Below are 16,515 nucleotides of genomic sequence, written 5' to 3'. Positions count from 1 at the left end.
CGATCTCAGCAACGACACCCATGTCATGCGTGATGAACAGAATCGACATGCCCATCTCGCGCTGGAGCCTGCGCATAAGGTCGAGGATCTGCGCCTGGATCGTCACATCGAGCGCGGTTGTCGGTTCGTCAGCGATCAGCAACGACGGCTCGCAAGCCAGCGCCATCGCAATCATGACGCGCTGACGCATCCCCCCCGACATATGGTGCGGATAGTCGTCTACCCGCCGCTCGGCGCCGGGAATCTCGACCAGGCGCAGCAGCTCGATCGCCCGCTTGCGCGCGTCGGCTTTGTTGACCGGTAAGTGTAGCCGGACCATCTCGGCGATCTGCTCGCCGACAGTCAGTAGCGGGTTCAGCGAACTCATGGGCTCCTGAAAGATCATCGAGATCTCCTTGCCTCGGATCTTTCTCATCACGCGGTTGTTAGCCCTGGCAAGATCGATGGTTGACCCATCCGACATGCGGTAGAGGATGCGACCGTCGACCACGCGACCGGGAGGCTTGAGCAGGCCCATGATCGAGAGCGAGGTGACCGATTTGCCGGATCCCGACTCGCCGACGAGCGCTAGCGTCTTGCCTTTCTTGAGCGTGAAGCTGACGTCGCGGATCACCTTGGCGACCCGATGCTTATAGACGAAGTGCGTGCTTAGTGCGTCGACATGCAGCACGTCGTCGCTCGCCATCGCCATATCGTCCGCTCTGGACTTGTCCTTGCAGTCGACGGCAGGCAAATTGTGAAGAACGAGTTCAGACACTTCTAAAGCTCCTTCGAGAGGTTCGGGTCGAGCGCGTCTCTGAGGCCGTCGCCGACGATCTGGAGGGCGAGCACGCATAGCGTGATCGCAAGCCCCGGAAAGAGGATCATCCAACTCGCAGTTGAAACGTACCTGCTACCGTCATTGATCATCGTCCCCCAGGTGGGCGTTGAAGGATCAACGCCGACACCCAGGAATGACAGCCCGGCTTCCGCGAGCATCGCATAGGCGAATGTGAAGGTCGCTTGCACGACCAGCGGCGAGACGATGTTGCGCAGCACGTGAATGACGAGGATGCGCCATGTCGAGGTGCCGAGCGCGCGCGCGGCTTCCACGTAGGTGAGTTCGCGGATGACCAGCGTCGAAGCGCGCGCGACACGCGCGACGCGCGGCGTGTAGACGACCGACAGCGCAATGATTACGTTGAGTACCGAGCCGCCGAGTGCCGCGACCAGCGCGATAGCAAGTAAGATGTCGGGGAAGGCCATCATCGCGTCGACGACGCGCGAGATCGGGGTGTCGAGACGTCGAAAGAAGCCTGCCAGCAGCCCGAACGCGACACCGAAGATCGACGAAAACAACGAGACTGATATGCCGACCGTCAGCGAAACGCGGCCGGCGAAGATCACCCGCGAAAAGATATCGCGTCCATATTCGTCGGTGCCGAGCAGATGTACGCCGCCCGGCGGCTGCAGCCGGTTCAGGACCGCGAGCTTGTTGGGCGCGAACGGAGCGATCCACGGTGCCGATATCGCCACAAGCGCAATGATGATGAGAATCGCCAGAGCGACGATCGCCGAGTGCCGCTGCGCCAGCGATTTCAGGAGGCCGACCTCGGCCGATGGGATGGATACGGTTGCCATGGTCAGTATTTCACTCGCGGGTCGATAGCCAGATAGAGCAAATCGACCAAGAGGTTAATGAGCACGTAGAGCCCGGCGATGACGACGAGCACACCCTGTATTACCGGATAGTCGCGTCTGAGCACGGCGCCGACCACCAGCGAGCCGAGGCCCGGCAGGTTGAAGACGCGTTCGGTCACGATGGCGCCCGAAATAAGCAGCGCGAAGGTCAGCCCGACGACGGTGACGATCGGGATCAGCGCATTCTTCAAGGCATGCCTGACCATCACGCGCCACTCGCTCATACCCTTGGCGCGTGCGGTACGCACGTAGTCATCGTTGAGCACATCGAGCATGGCGGCTCGCGAAAAACGAATGATGAGCGCTGAATTGACGATACCAAGCACGATCGATGGCAGCGCGAGGTAGCGTAGCCGCTCAAGGAAGCTCGCGTCGGGCGCACCAAAGCCAGAGACAGGAAACCAGCCCGCGCCCGTCGCCAAATATTGCTGGAACATGAGTCCCAGCCAGAAGCTTGGCACTGAGGCGGCGAGCATTGCCGACGAGAGCGCGCCCTGATCAAACAGCGTGCCGCGCGTGTAGGCTGAAAGTACGCCGACCGGAAGCGCGATGACCACCGAAATGAGGATCGAAAACAGCGTCAGCAGCGCCGTCGGCTCGGCACGCGCAGCGATGATCTCTCTCACCGGCGCATTGAAAAAGATCGAACGGCCGAGATCGCCCTCGGCCATATGCCCAAGGAACGAAACATATTGGACGGCGATCGGCTGATCGAGGCCAATGGTCTGGCGAAGAGCCGCGATATCCGCCATCGTGGCATCGGGGCCGAGCATCAGGGCTGCCGGGTCACCAGGGGCGAGACGAACGATGATGAAGACCGTGGTGAGCACGATGAACATCACCACGATCATGCCGAACAAACGTTTGGCAATATAAGTGGCCAAGGGATGTCCCTCCACAGAAAGCTACAGGGGGGCCGGCGCAAGTCCAGACCCGCTTTTTACTACTTGCTGACTTTAGCGTTCCAGAACACGGGCCAGCTGATTTCGGGAACGCCTGTCATCTTGCGGTTCTCGGCAGCGAGCCACGCGAATGAGCCGACCTTATAGAAAGGCAACTGCTCCCAAACGAGCTTCTGTACCTGAGCAAACGCACGCTCCCGCTTATTCTTATCAGTGCTCGTTATGAATTCATTCCAAACTTTCTCCCTTTCTGGCGTATCCCATCCCATAGGGGCCGACGAAGAATAAGCGCTGAGCGTTGCAGGCTCTGGATTGAAGGAAGAGTGGCTGATATAGATGTCCCACAGTTTCGGGTTTCCGCGGCGTTGCGTCAGCGTCGCCCAGTCAACGACGTCGAGTTGGACTCTGAACCCGGCTTCCTCCAGACATGCCTTCGCCACTTCCGCCATTTGATAATGGAACTCATACTGATGCGACGTAAGGATGCGTAGCGGGACGCCTGTATATTTAACCTCCTTGAGCAGCTTGGCCGCTTTCTGCGGATCGTGCTGGTTATAGGTCTGGGCTCCTTCCTCGTTATGCCAGGAGTAACTCTTCGGGTACAGCGCTGCGTCTATGCTGTAGAACTTCTTGTCGCCGAAAGCCGCAAGCAGCATATCCTCCGGGCACAGAGCGGCCGCAACTGCCTGGCGTAACTTCAGCTGGCTCATCAGCCCGGCCCTCATGTTGAAAGCGAAAAATGGCCAACCCTGATCCTGAAGAAGTACGGGCTTCGATTTATCGCTTCGTTCAAGTCGACCATAGGCTTCGATCGGCAGGCCGTCAGCATAGTCATACTGGCCTGCGACGGCACCCTCGACGCGGGTGTTGTTGTCTGGAACCGGAACGAAGTCGATTTCGCTGGGGATCTGCTTACGTTCGCCGAAAGTGCTGTCGGCGGCTTCCTTGCGCGAAACGTAGCCCTTGAAGCGGGTGAGCTTAATATATTGATCGGGCTTGTGTTCCGCGATCCTATAGGGGCCCGTGCCAACCAGCTTGGTCAACTGGTCACCTTTGATATTGACCTTGGGCACGATGACCGCGGCTGACACCTGTTTGGCAAGAAGTGACAAAAGCGGAGTGTATGGTTCTTTAAGCTTGATCGAGACCGTATGATCATTAGTAGCGTGTATTTCTTGGATATGAACCGCAGCGTCCTTGCCGGAAGTCGCTACCCTTTCCCACCGCACAAGCGACGCAACGACATCGTCCGCTGTCATCTTCGAACCGTCCTGAAAGCTGACATCCTGTCGTATCGGTATCGTGTAGGTCAGGCCGTCAGCGCTGATCGTTGGCATGCTTTCGGCAAGAAGCGGACGGACCTCCCATCGAGAGTCGAAGGTAAAGAGCGTCTCGAAAATGTGCTCACTCGGGCTGACAACTACGTCAGCTGTGGTGATCGACGGATCGAGCGTCGGTGGTTCACCGATGATCGCGTCAGTGATGACGTCGCCCTTAAGGGTTTGCGCGAGGCATATCGGCGACGCAAAAGCCGCCGCGATGGCGAGCGCACCCGATGCGATGCTGGCGAGCGCGCGTCTCTTCTTTCTCATCTTGCTGTGTCTCCATCTTTGTAGTATTTGTCGACTTAACCAATATTGGCTGCGTTAACGAGCAACCCAGCTACTCGTAGGTACGAGTTTGAGCCTGGTTACGGCCAACAACATCGAGTCACCCGCATGAAGCTACTCGAGCGCAGCTTTGACGAAATGCAGGAGATCAAGCACGGGAACACGCGTTACCGATCGAATAGCGCGCCGGAAGTCAGGCACCAACGTGCACTCAAGCACCAAAATACCTACGTCCTCGAAGACCTGATTATTGGCGAACGCCATGGTCAATCGGTCGATCAGTTGCTCGGCCATCCGCTCCTTGCTCCATCCGCATGGCTGTTCCTGTGCATAGGGGTCCAAGACCCACTTTGCGCACTCGGGCAAATCGCGGATGCTGACGAAACGGAGGCGCTCGAACCCTGGCTGTTCCTTCAGCAGACGCACGAGCGGTACGGCGTCCCACGTGATAATTCCGACCGGCCGGCTAGTCATGCGTAGTGCGATATCGAGAAACTCGAGTGCGCTGGTCAGCAGAGGGGTGGACGTCTGTCCGTAAAGGTGGGCACGCGAGGCCCACATATAGCCGCACCCTCCGATGATCATGTCAGTCTGACCGTCGAGCCGTCGTGCTGCTTCGAGAATGCCCTGTGCGGCCTCCGGCGTGGGCACCTTGTTCGCCGCTGCGTCTGCACCCTTGGCAACGGTCTTGCATAACGGTACGGACCAGCAGGCCGGGTCATCCACCATGAAAGGCATCACAACATCCTTTCCCGCGGTCTTTGGCGATCTCTGAGATACGTCGTCGCGGTCAAGTTTTATGACACCCAAAACTGGCCTCTTGGTGATGACATTCGCCGAATCGGCCCCACTCTTCCCTTGCTCGTTTTCTGTCACTTGCATTTTGAAAAAACTCGCTGATTCAGATTCAATAACGCTCTCGTGATGAAAGCAGCCGTTGGAACTTTTATAACGGACTATTCCGTGGCGCCGACGCCCTCGCTTCTTCGTCAAAACTCGTCTAATGCGCTTTCGAAACTGGTGTCGCGATTACTTCGAGCAGCGGCGCAATCTCTCCATTCAAAAAAATGCTGAAAGCCCGAAGCACGTCTTCTTGCTGCTGTTGATCCAGATTTATTCGGGTTGCCCTTCTAAACTTCTGGACCAGTGCCTCGATTGGCGACGGCGCGTCAGCGACGGATGGAGGAGGCGTTGCGGACGACGAATATCCTCCGCTTCGGGTCACGACCTCAACCCGATTTAGGGCGACTCCTGGGTATTTGGCGCTGTACTCGGCGTCTGGAATGATTTCAACCTTCTCGGCAAGAGCTGAGATTTCCGGCCGCTCCAGCAACGTCTCGTCGATGGGCATTAAGGCATCGGTCCCCAGCGTAGCGACAACAGCCATGCAGTACGGAATGCTGTATTGAATGTCCGTCAAATTCGCTGGGCGGGTTTTATTGGATAGCCTAAGGGCATAGTCAAAGATATGGACCTTGATCGCAGTGATATCTCCTGGCTTGATGCCTTGCTCCATGATCACTGTTTCGAGAGCCTTGATCCCGGCGTGAAAGTGCCGACAGGTCGCATAAGGTTTGAAATAGTTGCTGTTGATCTTCAAATCGGCCACGCCCAGCCCAGCGAGAATGCGCTGCGGATCGTAGAAGGGCGGATGATCGAGCAAATCTGCGAAACCGACGTGCCCCGACTTAGCCAAGACCATCGAGCTATAGCCTGCGACAGTACTCCATGGAATGCCCTCCTTGACGTCAGCCCCGAGTTGGTTAGTGTATGACGTGGCCACCAGGCCGGGACTGTAAACCCCCGCCAGGGAAAGGCCGTTAGCAACTTGATCTTCAGAGGCCTTTAGTAACCACCCGGCCGCAGCCGCGACACAGAAACCCGTCCACACCCCGGTTTGGCCGTTCCATCCCTTTTGCCCGTGATCACCACGTCCGGACTTTATCCGGACGCCGACCTCATAAGCGATCGCGATTGCACTCAAGACCTCATCGGCCGAGGCTCCGATCTCAGCGGCAAGACTTAGCACTGCCGGAATTACTGCTGCGGCGGGATGCCCGCGGGCCTCGATATGCCCATCATCCATGTCCAGCACAGCCGCCGCCGAGCTGTTCGCAAACATCGCGCCGGTGGGCGTCGTACGTCTTCCGTCGAACCAGAGGGGGACGTTACCTTTTCCGAACAGATCCATGCTGGCGTCCCTTGCGGCGACCACACTGGGTACACGCAGGCCAGCGGCGATCGCTCCTAAGGTGTCCAAGACACACATTGCTGCACGGAGCTTGGTCGCATCCGAAATATCGGCTGCTTTGAGACCGCATACGTAGCGCGCCAGCAGACTAACTGTTGAGGCCGTAGGAGATTTCATTAAATTGGTTCCATCGTGAGCACAAACGGTGACAGATCTTCACAACCGCGTCGGTGCTAGCAAGCGACTTTCGTCCGTGTCACAAAAAGCGCGCTTGTTGCACCGTTATGAAAAGTTTCGGCTTTGCAATAATGCCTGTCAAATATCAAATGCGGTCCATTTGTTCCATTTCTGATAACATCAGTTCTGGAGAGGTGTTCGTTGGATCTAGCGTCGGCCTAGTTACGTCGGGGGCCGAACGCCTTCCGCGACATCGTTAGCGCTCGCGCTCTTACGGCGAGAGAGGATGAGACAGAGGTTGTGACCGAATCATTTGAGGAAAGAAGATGGACGTACGTCAGATAGAACTGTTTCGTGCAGTCATGTTGCATAACGGCATAAACCGTGCTGCGGCCGCACTGGGTATGGCTCCGCCGAATCTCAGTCGGGCGATGGCAGCGCTTCAGAAAGACGTTGGCTTCGCCCTTTTCGATCGCGAAAAGCAACGGGTTACGCCGACAGACGAAGGTATGGCATTCTTTCGGGAAGTCCAGCACAGCTTCGTAGGACTTGATCGCCTCCGACAGGCTGCGAGAGACATAAAAGAGTTTGGGACCGGTAGGCTGCGCGTAGCGAGCCTTATGGCACTCTCGTTTGACTTTGCGCCGCGCGCAATGCGCCGGTTCATTGCTGACTTCCCAGAAGCGACAATTTCCTTTCAAGCGAGACCCAGCAGCCAAGTTTGGGAGTACACATCTGGAGGTCTATGTGAAATCGGATATGCGGGGCCCAAAGAGGGCTTTTCAGGGGTCGCTTCGACCGCATTTCTGACACTCGACGCCGTGGCGGTTCTGCCGAAAGGACATCGGTTGACTCGCCGGCAATCGCTTGTCGAACTTGATTTCGAGAACGAGCGCTTCATATCACTTGCGCTGGAGGACCCTACCCGCCACGTGATTGATCTCGCCTTCGCAGCCCGCGATGTCAAAAGGAACCTGATTGCGGAATCTCAATTGAGTTCCGTGCTCTGCTCGATGGTCGCGAACGGCATCGGCATCGCAATCACAAACCCGTTGATGTTTCTAGAAAGACATCATAAAGACATCGTCTTCAAGCCACTTGACTTCTCGATCAAAATAACCATCGACCTTCTCACGCCGAGCTATCGGCAACCCAGCCGCCTTGCGCTAGGTTTCATCCAAGCGATGGAGGACGAGAGAACAGTGACTCTTGAATCGCTGCGAGAAAAGGGGCTGGTGGCGTAGGAATCTTTAGCCTCTAATGAATCAAGTGGCCGGCAAGGAGTACTAATAATATGGCATCCGGACGGTGGTAGCCGAAATCCTCAAGCCGTTTGAGAAGGCGTTGGATGGTTTTACTGGTGTCGAGTCGGCTGAAGTAGTCGGCGCCCAGGTCTGCATAGCCAGCGCCGCCGGAGAGTATGTACCGAATCCCCGCGATGGCAGGCGGCGAAGCGACCATCATTTTTTTGTCTACTGCCCCAAAAAAGTATGCGTGGCACCAGCTACTCAACGATGAGCCGCGTGATTAGGTGATAGGAAAGGTCGACGGCAAGCGTCGCTGCACGCCTTCGCGAGGCCGTCAACGGGCGCCCCCGCCCCTCGGAACGGGGCTCGACTAGGCGCGGCCACGCCGCCTCCGTGACGAGTGCGCTGATCGTCGCCTGGGGCTCGGACGCCTCCTCCCAGTGATGCCTGTCAGATCGATCATCAGATCGTGCCCATGTGCGAACCCAACCAGTCTGCCGCTGCCGATCGACGGCCCCGCCTGCATCGCGGGCTCCAGCGCGTAGTCGAGATCGGCCAGGATCGCATTGAGCAACGCCACCGGCGAAGGAAAATAGTGTTTGAGGCACGACCGACCGTCACACCGACATACACCGCGAAAAACGCATCGTTAAGCACGTCCTTCAGGTCGAACAGGATGACGGTGGCCTTGAGCGCGCTGGGCAAGGTCAGACGGTCAGACCACCGGTGAAATGTTCGCGAGCGAATCTGGGGTGACGATATGCTGATACTCGCCGTCAAGCCGTCGGGCATATCCGCCACAGGATCGTCGCGCTCGCGCGACAAAGCGGGCGTTTTTTAGACGGCCGCAAATGAGTACGTCAGTGAGTACATAGTCGCGAGCGAAGCAGACAAAACGCTCGTAAAATCAATCGCGTAGCCGTGAAATCCTGGTCCTCTCCTGGGCATCGAACGATTGCGCAGAGAGGTACAGAGGAATCGAAACGAATTATTGGCCAACAAAACTTTCGCGAAATTTTGATCCGTTACCGTCCAACTTCGAACAAAGCGATCCAGATGCAGGCGAGCACATTTCTTAGTATATCGAAAGTTCTATGTCTAGAAATGTACTCGTCGTATGATGATCCTGTCAGGTGCGGCGACATCGCTGATGGTCACCACAGTGCGTTGCGCAAGCGTCGACAGCATACCGGCATGGCTTCCACTCCCCGCGGGACTTGCTGCGTCAGCCTGCGTGCTGGTTGCGCGGTACGTCGAGCGCTTGCGCCGCCGTGCGCAGTCGTGAAATAAGCCACTTCGATTCCCGAAAGCACAACGTCGTCGGCGGGCATTGTCCGAAATTTGAATCAGGAGTTCTGGTGCCCAAAAGGTCTGCGGTGGCTCGCAATTGCGACTTCAAGTCTGATCCAGGCTTCGGCGAGCTGCGTCGATGACCAGCGCACTAATCTTCGCGAGCGGCTCAGGCTCCGATTCCCAATGATGCCAGTACAGGTCAACCAGCACATCATGACCAGGGGCAAGCGCCACCAATCTGCCGGAGTCAATCAATGACTCAGCTTGCAGCGCCGGCACGAGCCCGTACCCGAGGCCGTCCAATATTGCGTCGAGCAAGGCAGTCGGTGATGGAAAATAGTGCTTGAGGTACTTGCCAACCGACACGCCGAACCGCGACTCCAGAAAAGCGTCATGCAGCGCGTCTTTTCTGTTAAACAGAACAGCCGTAGTCTTCAGCGCATCAGCTAGCGCCATGCCGTTGGCAAAGTTCTCAGCCACGAATTTGGGCGTCGCCACGCACTGGTAGCGCATTTTGCCAACCGGTTCGGCCAAGAAGCCGTCGACAGACCTGCGGTGCGTGGACAAGCATCCTTTGACGTCGCCGCGCGCGAGGGCGTCGAGTGTATGGTCTTGGTCGTCAACGACGACTTCCAGCGCCACATGGCGACCTGCCAGTTCCCGGGCTACCGGTCCGAACCAGGTTGCCAACGAATCCGCGTTGACCGCAAGAGCAAGGGCCGTGGTAGTCGTACCTCCTGGCGTGACACGCCGAAGCAGCTCGTCATGCAACAGCCGTACCGACATGAAATAGCGCAGGACGTCTTCTCCGGCCTTCGTAGGAGTGAGCGGCGGTTCGCGACTCAATAACAACGCTCCTAGAGATTCCTCAAGGACTTTCACCCGGCGCGAAGCCGCGCCACGAGAAATGTTCAAGGCAGCCGCAGCGCGAGTGAAATGGCGATGTTCCACCACTGCGGCAAACGTCTCTAATTGCAGCATGTTCAACATTGCGCCCTCTTCCAGGACCGTTCTTAGTTATTGATCGCGACGTTACTGCCCGCCCGGATCCCGAAGATTCCTTGGCGGCACCGCCTTGCGGCGAATATCGTCCATTGCGGTGAGCCCGAACCGCGGCGCCTCAATGGATGGCGGCGCGTGTGTAACGGCCGCGGAACGCCCGACTGCGCCTCTACACCGGCAGCGTAAGATGCGCAATTTCCGCGAAGTATCTCGCTCCAGTGAGCAGAATGTCGTCGTTGAAGTCGTACGTGGCGTTATGGAGCGGTACTCCCCCTGCCTCGTTGGCGACACCGTTCCCGATGAATACGAAGTTGCCCGGTACGACCTGTAGAAATGCGCCGAAGTCTTCCGAAATCATCATTGGTTGTACGTTCGCGTCGACATTTTGTTCGCCCGCCACACGCGTGGCCGCTGCAACGGCGACTTCGACGTACCGCGGAGTATTCACCGTCGGCGCGAATTCATGGGTGTACTCGAATTCGCAATCCACTCCGTGCATTCGACAGAGCCCCTCGCAGACCTCACGCATACGCGTCTCCAGCAGTTGCTGAACTTCCGGCGCGTAGCTACGTGTGTCGCCTTTGGTCGTGACATTCGACGGAATCACATTGCGCAACCCATCGGTGATGAACTCCGTGCAAGAAATCACAGCCGGCAGACTTGGATCGAGGTTGCGAGAAATGATCGTTTGCAGCGCAAGTACGATCTGCGACGCGATCACGATCGGATCGACGCCCATATGCGGACGTGCGGCGTGCGTGCCTCGCGCCTTAATGTGAATGACGAAATTGTCTTCGCTGGCCATGATGCCGCCCGGCCGCGTCGAGAAGCTACCCGCCGGCATGCCAGGCATGTTATGCGCACCGAAGATCGCGTCGACCGGAAAGCGTTCAAACAAACCATCCTTCATCATGGCCTTCGCGCCGCGACCGTGTTCCTCCGCCGGTTGAAAAATGAATCGGACGGTGCCGTTGAAGTTGCGCTGCTCGGCAAGCAGGCGGGCCGCACCCAAGATCATCGCCATATGACCGTCATGGCCACAGGCGTGCATTTTTCCTGGGATGCACGAGGCGTGAGGCCGACCGGGGACGTTCTCCGTAATGTTCAGGGCGTCCATATCGGCGCGCAGCCCGATGGCGCCGCTTCCGTTGCCGACCTTCAGGTTTGCGACAAGCCCCGTGCCACCGATGTTGCGGTGGACCTCCAAGCCGAGCGTCGTCAATACGTTCGCAACGTAGTCCGACGTCCTCTTCTCCTCGAATCCTGTTTCCGGATGCTGATGAATTTGGTGGCGCCAGTTCTTCAACTGTTCCTGCAGCGAGCGTTCCATGATGCATTCTTCTCCGTTTGCCATTGTGTCGTCTACTGAACGACACGAAGTTTCCATGCAGCTTGGCGCGCTTCGACCGCGTTCGCGGTTTCGCCAACCAGTTCCCGGTAGACGGAGGGCGCAGTCGCCCCTTCAGTGTTGATGACCAGCACGCGCGACGTTGGTCCGAGCCCTGCGGCTTGCGCAAGGTCGCGGCTCTTCATCAGCACCGCCAATCCGGCATACCCCGCAGCACCCGACTCCCCCGCCACCAGCGGTGCGTCCCGCTCAGAGCCACGCGCGAGCGAACGCATTGCCGCAATTGCGTCGTCATCGGCGATCGTCATGAAATGATCGATGCATCGGTCAAGTATCTTCCACGCGAGTGGGGAAGCTTCACCGCAGGCCAACCCCGCCATCACGGAGTCGACGGACCCCGTCGCCCGGGATGCGAGCCCCGAGATTGCACTTTGGTACAGGCAGTCCGCCTGTTGCGGCTCGACCACGATGAAATTTGGCCGTTCGGCGCCGTAGTGCTCCCACAAATAGCTCGCAATTCCGGCGGCTAGACCACCGACGCCCCCCTGCAGAAATACATGCGTAAAGGGAGGCCGGGAAGGTTCCTCATTCAGTCGCGCCACAATTTCCGCCGAAATGACGCCGTAACCCTGCATGACATCTCGAGGGATTACCTCGTAGCCCTCGTACGATGTGTCGGACACGACATGCCAGCCATTGTTTGCCGCAAGTCGCGCGGCGTGCTCAACGGATTCATCATAGTTTCCGTCGATGCGAACGATTTTTGCCCCATAGGCAGCGATCGCTTGTTCCCGCTCGAAGCTCACGTTGGCATGCAGCACGATCACGCACTGACAGCCGATCGAACTGGCCGCCGCCGCAAGGGACTTCCCATGATTTCCGTCTGTCGCGCTAATCACCGTCAGGTTCGACAGCATCTGCGCGTAATGCCCCGTGATCAGTGCTTTCGGCTCGATGTCGTGGGCACGCCATTGACGCATGACAAGTCGCATCAGCGCGACGGGAGCACCCAAGGCCTTGAAGCTCCCAAGGGGTGACCGAAACGATTCGTCCTTGAGTCGTAGCTCGGACACACCGAGAGCCGCGGCTGCATCCGGCAGGTCCCACAATGGCGTTGCGGCCCCGCTGATCTGCTCCCATTTCGAAAGCCACGCGCCGCTCTCATGCGCGGCACGTATGTTGAGAATGTCCCTCAAGGCCCCGGGGTACGAGGTATGGGACGACCGAGGGTTGGCAATCAGCATGTCGGGTTGCTCCGGTGAGGCAGCCGAGTCGGGGCCGCGGATTCGTTTGATTCGAGCGGGATCACTTGTATCTTCGATCCCCTTTCGAGCAAAATAGTATTCCGCTGCGACCTCGAACAGATCTCTTCTTTTGCATCGGATGCGCAAAAAAATCTCTATTTACCGGGAGCTTTTGAAAAAACATGCACGATGACCTTGATAGCTTCGACCGAAGGCTCCTGGCGGAAGTGCAGCGCAACGCTCACATTCCGCAAAATGAGCTGGGCACCCGAGTCAATCTCTCTACGGCGGCCGTGAATCGAAGACTGCGCCGTTTGTTGGAACTGGGCGTCATCGACCGCTACGTCGCGGTGATTGCGCAGGAAAAAGTCGGCTACAGCCTGACGATCATCACGTTGGTCGAGATTGAGAGCGAGCAGATCGATCAACTCGATGCGATGAAACGCTCGTTCCAGCAATGCCCATTGGTTCAGCAGTGCTACTACCTCGCCGGCGAATGGGACTTTGCGCTGGTACTGACCGTGAAGGATATGGACCAGTACAATGAGCTCACGCGCCAACTGTTCTTCGCGAACAACAATGTGAAGCGCTTCAAGACGCTAGTCACCATGAGCCGGGTCAAGACAGGACAGAACGTCCCGGTCGACCTACAAGACTAGTGGTGCTGCGCGGGAGATTGCCGATTACACCGCCTTTTCGGATCCCTATACCGTCAAACACCTCGTAGCGGACGGAGGGCATCACGCTGCAGCGACTCCAACAACCTATCCGCTACGTGGGCCGACCATGCGGCGATCGACAGACTCGGTGGCGCTCCGGGAGGCATAGGGAGCGCCGCGGCATCCGTTACATAGATCCCGGGGTTATCGAAAATTTCCCCGTTGGCGTCGACGACCCCCTCGGAATTCGACGCTCCCAAACACGCCCCCCCAATTGGCTGAACCGTTACAGGCGCACCGGTTGCGTACACTTTGGTTTTTGTCGACGCTTCTATATTCCGTATTTCTTCCGAGATTTCCTTATAAACATCGTTGTCACGCTTACTATATTTAATGGTAAACGTACCATTCCGCATCACCATCAAACCATTCCCCTCATCCCCTCCGATAGCAACGATAAACGAATTCTTGCGCAACCATTTTTTCATAAACATCGGAAGAGGAATATCATCCAAACCCTGAATTCCCGCTCGCAGCATCTGCGCAGATTTGCTCCGCGAATTTTTTACACGGAAAGGTTCACTGAGTGGTGTCCCCTGCGTAAGATCTCTCTCGCTGTTTTCACGCCAAAAACCGAAAAAACCACCATTCGTGCCGAATCTATAACCCAACCTCGGCATGCCATCCAAACCACGATCAACATCGCGACTCTTCATTAGCAAACGAACAGTATTCACTCCGCCGGCGGCCAGGATGACGTTTTCTGCAAGCACGCTTGCGTCAAGTCCGTTTCTATGGTTTCGATAGCGAATTTCGTATCGCAGTTTGCCTCGGCCTCCTGCTCCTAGTTTTCGAAGCGACTTGACCTCGCAGAGATCCCGCACAATCAAGCCATCTTGCATTGCCGGCCAAATGACCGAGAAATCCAACGTTGTTTTGGCTCCGGACGGAGAACCGAGGAAGCTGTTGTTCCGCATGTCGCACTCCCAGCGCTCCAGCCCATAACCGGCCGACACCTTGCTCGCATGCCCGGGGTACTTGGGCAGAAGAATGCCTACGGGTGCGTTTCTCAGCCCAGCGTTCGATAGCTCGCCGTTGTAATTCGTTCCATCTATTCGGTTCGGAACCTCATCATCTGGACACACAGGTCTTGCGTCGAGAAGCGCAAGTATCTCGTCATAGTAGCTCTCCATGTGCTCTTGAGAAATTCGCGGATCCCAATGATCCCAATACCGGGGATCGAATGGTCTACCCAGCACCGCCGCATAGATATGACTCCCTCCTCCGACGTTCGAAGAGCAAATCACATTGATGCCTTTACCCAGGTATGCCTCAACAAAGCCCCTTTTATTTAGGAGCATCTCACCTTTAAAGAACCGTGATCTGACCGATCTGAGGCCGTAGGTAAACGCATGCCGGCCTTGGGGGAGAGGCGCCAATTCATCCATGCCACTCGACTGCATAGGAACCGTATTTCGCCACGGACCGCGCTCGAGCATCAATACGTCCCTCCCCGCCTCGGCGAGTCTTTTTGCGGCAATAGCTCCGCCAAACCCACTGCCTATCACCAATATCTCGACTCGATCATCCATGGCTCTATGCATTTCCAATGAATTTCAAAGCTCGGCCGCGCCGGCCCGATCGTACGAAGCGAGATACCGACCAACGCCACCGGGCAAAAAACATATCTGGACAGACTGACGAACTTGGCACCGAGCCGTATATCGGTTCGCGTCGACAATCGCCCTTGGAGCCTGTGAGCAACGGGACCGATCAGGCTTGCGGCGGGTAAGCGTCCCACGGGCATGAGGTAGCCTGCAGAACTAGCATGGGGCTCCGCAGGCAGCCTCGCTTAGCAACCCACCAACGTCCTAGCGGATGCTGTTAGCGCTGGTCATACAGCTTCAACGCAAGGAGTCCCTGCCCGTACGCGGCACCAGCACGCATGGCGGCTGCGATCATGCAGACCTCAGCAATTTCTTCGCGAGTGGCGCCGTGCCGTTTGGCGCCCGCAGTATGAAGGTCAACGCAGAGAGGACACTGAGTCGTGAAGGCCACGCCCAGTGCGACGAGTTCCCGATACTTATTGGGAATCTGGCCATCCGTGCGCGCGATCGCGTCATGATGAAAAGCCTTAAACGTCTCTCCATCGGGACCAGCGAGTCGGAACAGCTCTTCTGACAAGTTGAGGTCGGACCTTTCCTGATAGCTCATTTGACGATTCCTCTTTTTGGATATCAGCTTCGAAGTTCGCGCAGACGAGAGCGCGTTAACAACGATAGACAGGCAAGAACCTACTCACAAGGCAGACGTGCTTTGTCGGATCACAATAAAATGTTTATCGCCCCTGCCTCGTCCGCCCTTCAATCCTTCAATCCCAGTTCGCATCCGATGAAACCGCATGGATGCGGCGAATGGTAAGCCGATTGAAGGAGGACGGAAAAACTCAACTGACGCGCATCAGGCGCCTTACGATTTAGGTCTTCGAGGAAGCCAGTTCCAGCTATTCCTCAGAGGCCACCGTGCGACTCGGAAATGCTCTCTCGGAAGAAATTCTTTCACACCGAAAAACCTTATCTCGCTTGCCCCCGGCACTCTTGTACTCAAGACTTGCTTCCGTTCGAGCATGGACCCTGCCGAATGGAATAAACCTGATCGTGCAGCGTCCACCGGGGGGTAGGGATACACCCGAGACAGGAAATCAGGATGAACTGCGAAAAAGCAAAATCCATCGCAACAAATCGATGGCGCGCTCAGCGTTGGCCATTGCTGCTGGTTGCCTCTGCAATCGCAACCGCTGCACATGCGTCGACGCCTCAAGAGGCGTTCCACGCGGAAAACGGCGCCGCGATGGACAAAATGATGGCTGCTATGGAGATCAAGCCCTCGGGCGATATCGATCGAGACTTTGCCGCCATGATGATTCCCCACCACCAAGGCGCGATCGACATGGCTCTTGCGGAACTGCGCTACGGAAGCAATGAGCAGTTGCGGCGCATCGCCCAGGAAATCATCGTTGAACAGCAGCAGGAGATCGCCGCGATGCAATTCGCCCTGGGCGAACAACTCCCCCCGTCTGTACCGTCACCGACACAAGTCAGTGCACCAGCGCATCAGGCTATCGACGCGCCGGAACACAACGAACACTCGCACTAGGAACCC

Annotated in this window: 13 protein-coding genes and 1 pseudogene; 3 read left to right on the top strand and 11 right to left on the bottom strand. The window is 57.2% G+C overall.

Annotated elements, in window-relative coordinates; genetic code table 11:
* Positions 1-127: 127 nt before the first annotated feature.
* The 6 genes and pseudogenes from AABE10_RS36410 to AABE10_RS11415 form a co-directional block, all read right to left on the bottom strand.
* A pseudogene (locus AABE10_RS36410) lies at positions 128-613 on the bottom strand (ATP-binding cassette domain-containing protein); the annotation flags it as partial.
* A gap of 146 nt (positions 614-759) precedes the next feature.
* Positions 760-1,620, bottom strand: coding sequence for an ABC transporter permease (locus AABE10_RS11435; RefSeq protein WP_342933362.1), 861 nt, complete (start codon positions 1,618-1,620; stop codon positions 760-762).
* Positions 1,621-1,622: 2 nt separating this feature from the next.
* Complete coding sequence (locus AABE10_RS11430; RefSeq protein ID WP_342933361.1) at positions 1,623-2,564, bottom strand: ABC transporter permease; 942 nt, start codon at positions 2,562-2,564, stop codon at positions 1,623-1,625.
* A gap of 59 nt (positions 2,565-2,623) precedes the next feature.
* Entirely contained in the window at positions 2,624-4,174 is a 1,551-nt protein-coding gene (locus AABE10_RS11425) for an ABC transporter substrate-binding protein (RefSeq protein WP_342933360.1), read from the bottom strand.
* Between the two features lie 132 nt (positions 4,175-4,306).
* On the bottom strand, positions 4,307-4,930 hold the full coding sequence (locus AABE10_RS11420; protein ID WP_342933359.1) for a hypothetical protein: 624 nt from the start codon (positions 4,928-4,930) through the stop codon (positions 4,307-4,309).
* Between the two features lie 262 nt (positions 4,931-5,192).
* Positions 5,193-6,560 carry an MmgE/PrpD family protein gene (locus AABE10_RS11415; RefSeq protein ID WP_342933358.1) on the bottom strand — a complete coding sequence of 456 codons (1,368 nt, stop codon included), beginning with the start codon at positions 6,558-6,560 and terminating at the stop codon, positions 5,193-5,195.
* A gap of 326 nt (positions 6,561-6,886) precedes the next feature.
* On the opposite strand from AABE10_RS11415, the gene AABE10_RS11410 reads away from it, so the two are divergent.
* Positions 6,887-7,804, top strand: a complete 918-nt coding sequence (locus AABE10_RS11410; RefSeq protein ID WP_342933357.1) for a LysR substrate-binding domain-containing protein — start codon at positions 6,887-6,889, stop codon at positions 7,802-7,804.
* 1,398 nt (positions 7,805-9,202) lie between these two features.
* Here AABE10_RS11410 and AABE10_RS11405 read toward each other — a convergent pair.
* The 3 genes from AABE10_RS11405 to AABE10_RS11395 form a co-directional block, all read right to left on the bottom strand.
* Positions 9,203-10,090 carry an HTH-type transcriptional regulator ArgP gene (locus AABE10_RS11405; protein WP_342933356.1) on the bottom strand — a complete coding sequence of 296 codons (888 nt, stop codon included), beginning with the start codon at positions 10,088-10,090 and terminating at the stop codon, positions 9,203-9,205.
* A 181-nt stretch (positions 10,091-10,271) separates the two neighbouring features.
* Positions 10,272-11,432 carry a M20 aminoacylase family protein gene (locus tag AABE10_RS11400; RefSeq protein ID WP_342933355.1) on the bottom strand — a complete coding sequence of 387 codons (1,161 nt, stop codon included), beginning with the start codon at positions 11,430-11,432 and terminating at the stop codon, positions 10,272-10,274.
* A 32-nt stretch (positions 11,433-11,464) separates the two neighbouring features.
* Entirely contained in the window at positions 11,465-12,694 is a 1,230-nt protein-coding gene (locus AABE10_RS11395; protein ID WP_342933354.1) for a diaminopropionate ammonia-lyase, read from the bottom strand.
* A 182-nt stretch (positions 12,695-12,876) separates the two neighbouring features.
* On the opposite strand from AABE10_RS11395, the gene AABE10_RS11390 reads away from it, so the two are divergent.
* Positions 12,877-13,353, top strand: a complete 477-nt coding sequence (locus AABE10_RS11390; RefSeq protein ID WP_342933353.1) for an Lrp/AsnC family transcriptional regulator — start codon at positions 12,877-12,879, stop codon at positions 13,351-13,353.
* Positions 13,354-13,406: 53 nt separating this feature from the next.
* Here the strand turns inward: AABE10_RS11390 and AABE10_RS11385 are convergent, their stop codons facing one another.
* Complete coding sequence (locus AABE10_RS11385; protein WP_342933352.1) at positions 13,407-14,945, bottom strand: GMC oxidoreductase; 1,539 nt, start codon at positions 14,943-14,945, stop codon at positions 13,407-13,409.
* A gap of 292 nt (positions 14,946-15,237) precedes the next feature.
* The gene (locus tag AABE10_RS11380; RefSeq protein WP_342933351.1) at positions 15,238-15,567 is read right to left on the bottom strand and encodes a carboxymuconolactone decarboxylase family protein; all 330 of its coding nucleotides are present in this window, start codon (positions 15,565-15,567) and stop codon (positions 15,238-15,240) included.
* A gap of 492 nt (positions 15,568-16,059) precedes the next feature.
* Here AABE10_RS11380 and AABE10_RS11375 point away from each other — a divergent pair, with 492 nt between their 5' ends.
* Complete coding sequence (locus AABE10_RS11375; protein ID WP_342933350.1) at positions 16,060-16,509, top strand: DUF305 domain-containing protein; 450 nt, start codon at positions 16,060-16,062, stop codon at positions 16,507-16,509.
* The last annotated feature ends 6 nt before the right edge of the window (positions 16,510-16,515 follow it).

This window comes from Paraburkholderia diazotrophica (assembly GCF_038900755.1).
Taxonomy (GTDB): domain Bacteria; phylum Pseudomonadota; class Gammaproteobacteria; order Burkholderiales; family Burkholderiaceae; genus Paraburkholderia; species Paraburkholderia diazotrophica_A.
Note: the sequence above shows the minus strand (reverse complement) of the source record. Positions and strands in the feature narration are given on the sequence as shown.

Coding starts and splice junctions, on each gene's coding strand:
- AABE10_RS11435 (WP_342933362.1), bottom strand. CDS start 1,620: ATGGCAACCGTATCCATCCCATCGGCCGAGGTCGGCCTCCTGAAATCG.
- AABE10_RS11425 (WP_342933360.1), bottom strand. CDS start 4,174: ATGAGAAAGAAGAGACGCGCGCTCGCCAGCATCGCATCGGGTGCGCTC.
- AABE10_RS11420 (WP_342933359.1), bottom strand. CDS start 4,930: ATGCCTTTCATGGTGGATGACCCGGCCTGCTGGTCCGTACCGTTATGC.
- AABE10_RS11415 (WP_342933358.1), bottom strand. CDS start 6,560: ATGAAATCTCCTACGGCCTCAACAGTTAGTCTGCTGGCGCGCTACGTA.
- AABE10_RS11410 (WP_342933357.1), top strand. CDS start 6,887: ATGGACGTACGTCAGATAGAACTGTTTCGTGCAGTCATGTTGCATAAC.
- AABE10_RS11405 (WP_342933356.1), bottom strand. CDS start 10,090: ATGTTGAACATGCTGCAATTAGAGACGTTTGCCGCAGTGGTGGAACAT.
- AABE10_RS11400 (WP_342933355.1), bottom strand. CDS start 11,432: ATGGAACGCTCGCTGCAGGAACAGTTGAAGAACTGGCGCCACCAAATT.
- AABE10_RS11395 (WP_342933354.1), bottom strand. CDS start 12,694: ATGCTGATTGCCAACCCTCGGTCGTCCCATACCTCGTACCCCGGGGCC.
- AABE10_RS11390 (WP_342933353.1), top strand. CDS start 12,877: ATGCACGATGACCTTGATAGCTTCGACCGAAGGCTCCTGGCGGAAGTG.
- AABE10_RS11385 (WP_342933352.1), bottom strand. CDS start 14,945: ATGGATGATCGAGTCGAGATATTGGTGATAGGCAGTGGGTTTGGCGGA.
- AABE10_RS11380 (WP_342933351.1), bottom strand. CDS start 15,567: ATGAGCTATCAGGAAAGGTCCGACCTCAACTTGTCAGAAGAGCTGTTC.
- AABE10_RS11375 (WP_342933350.1), top strand. CDS start 16,060: ATGAACTGCGAAAAAGCAAAATCCATCGCAACAAATCGATGGCGCGCT.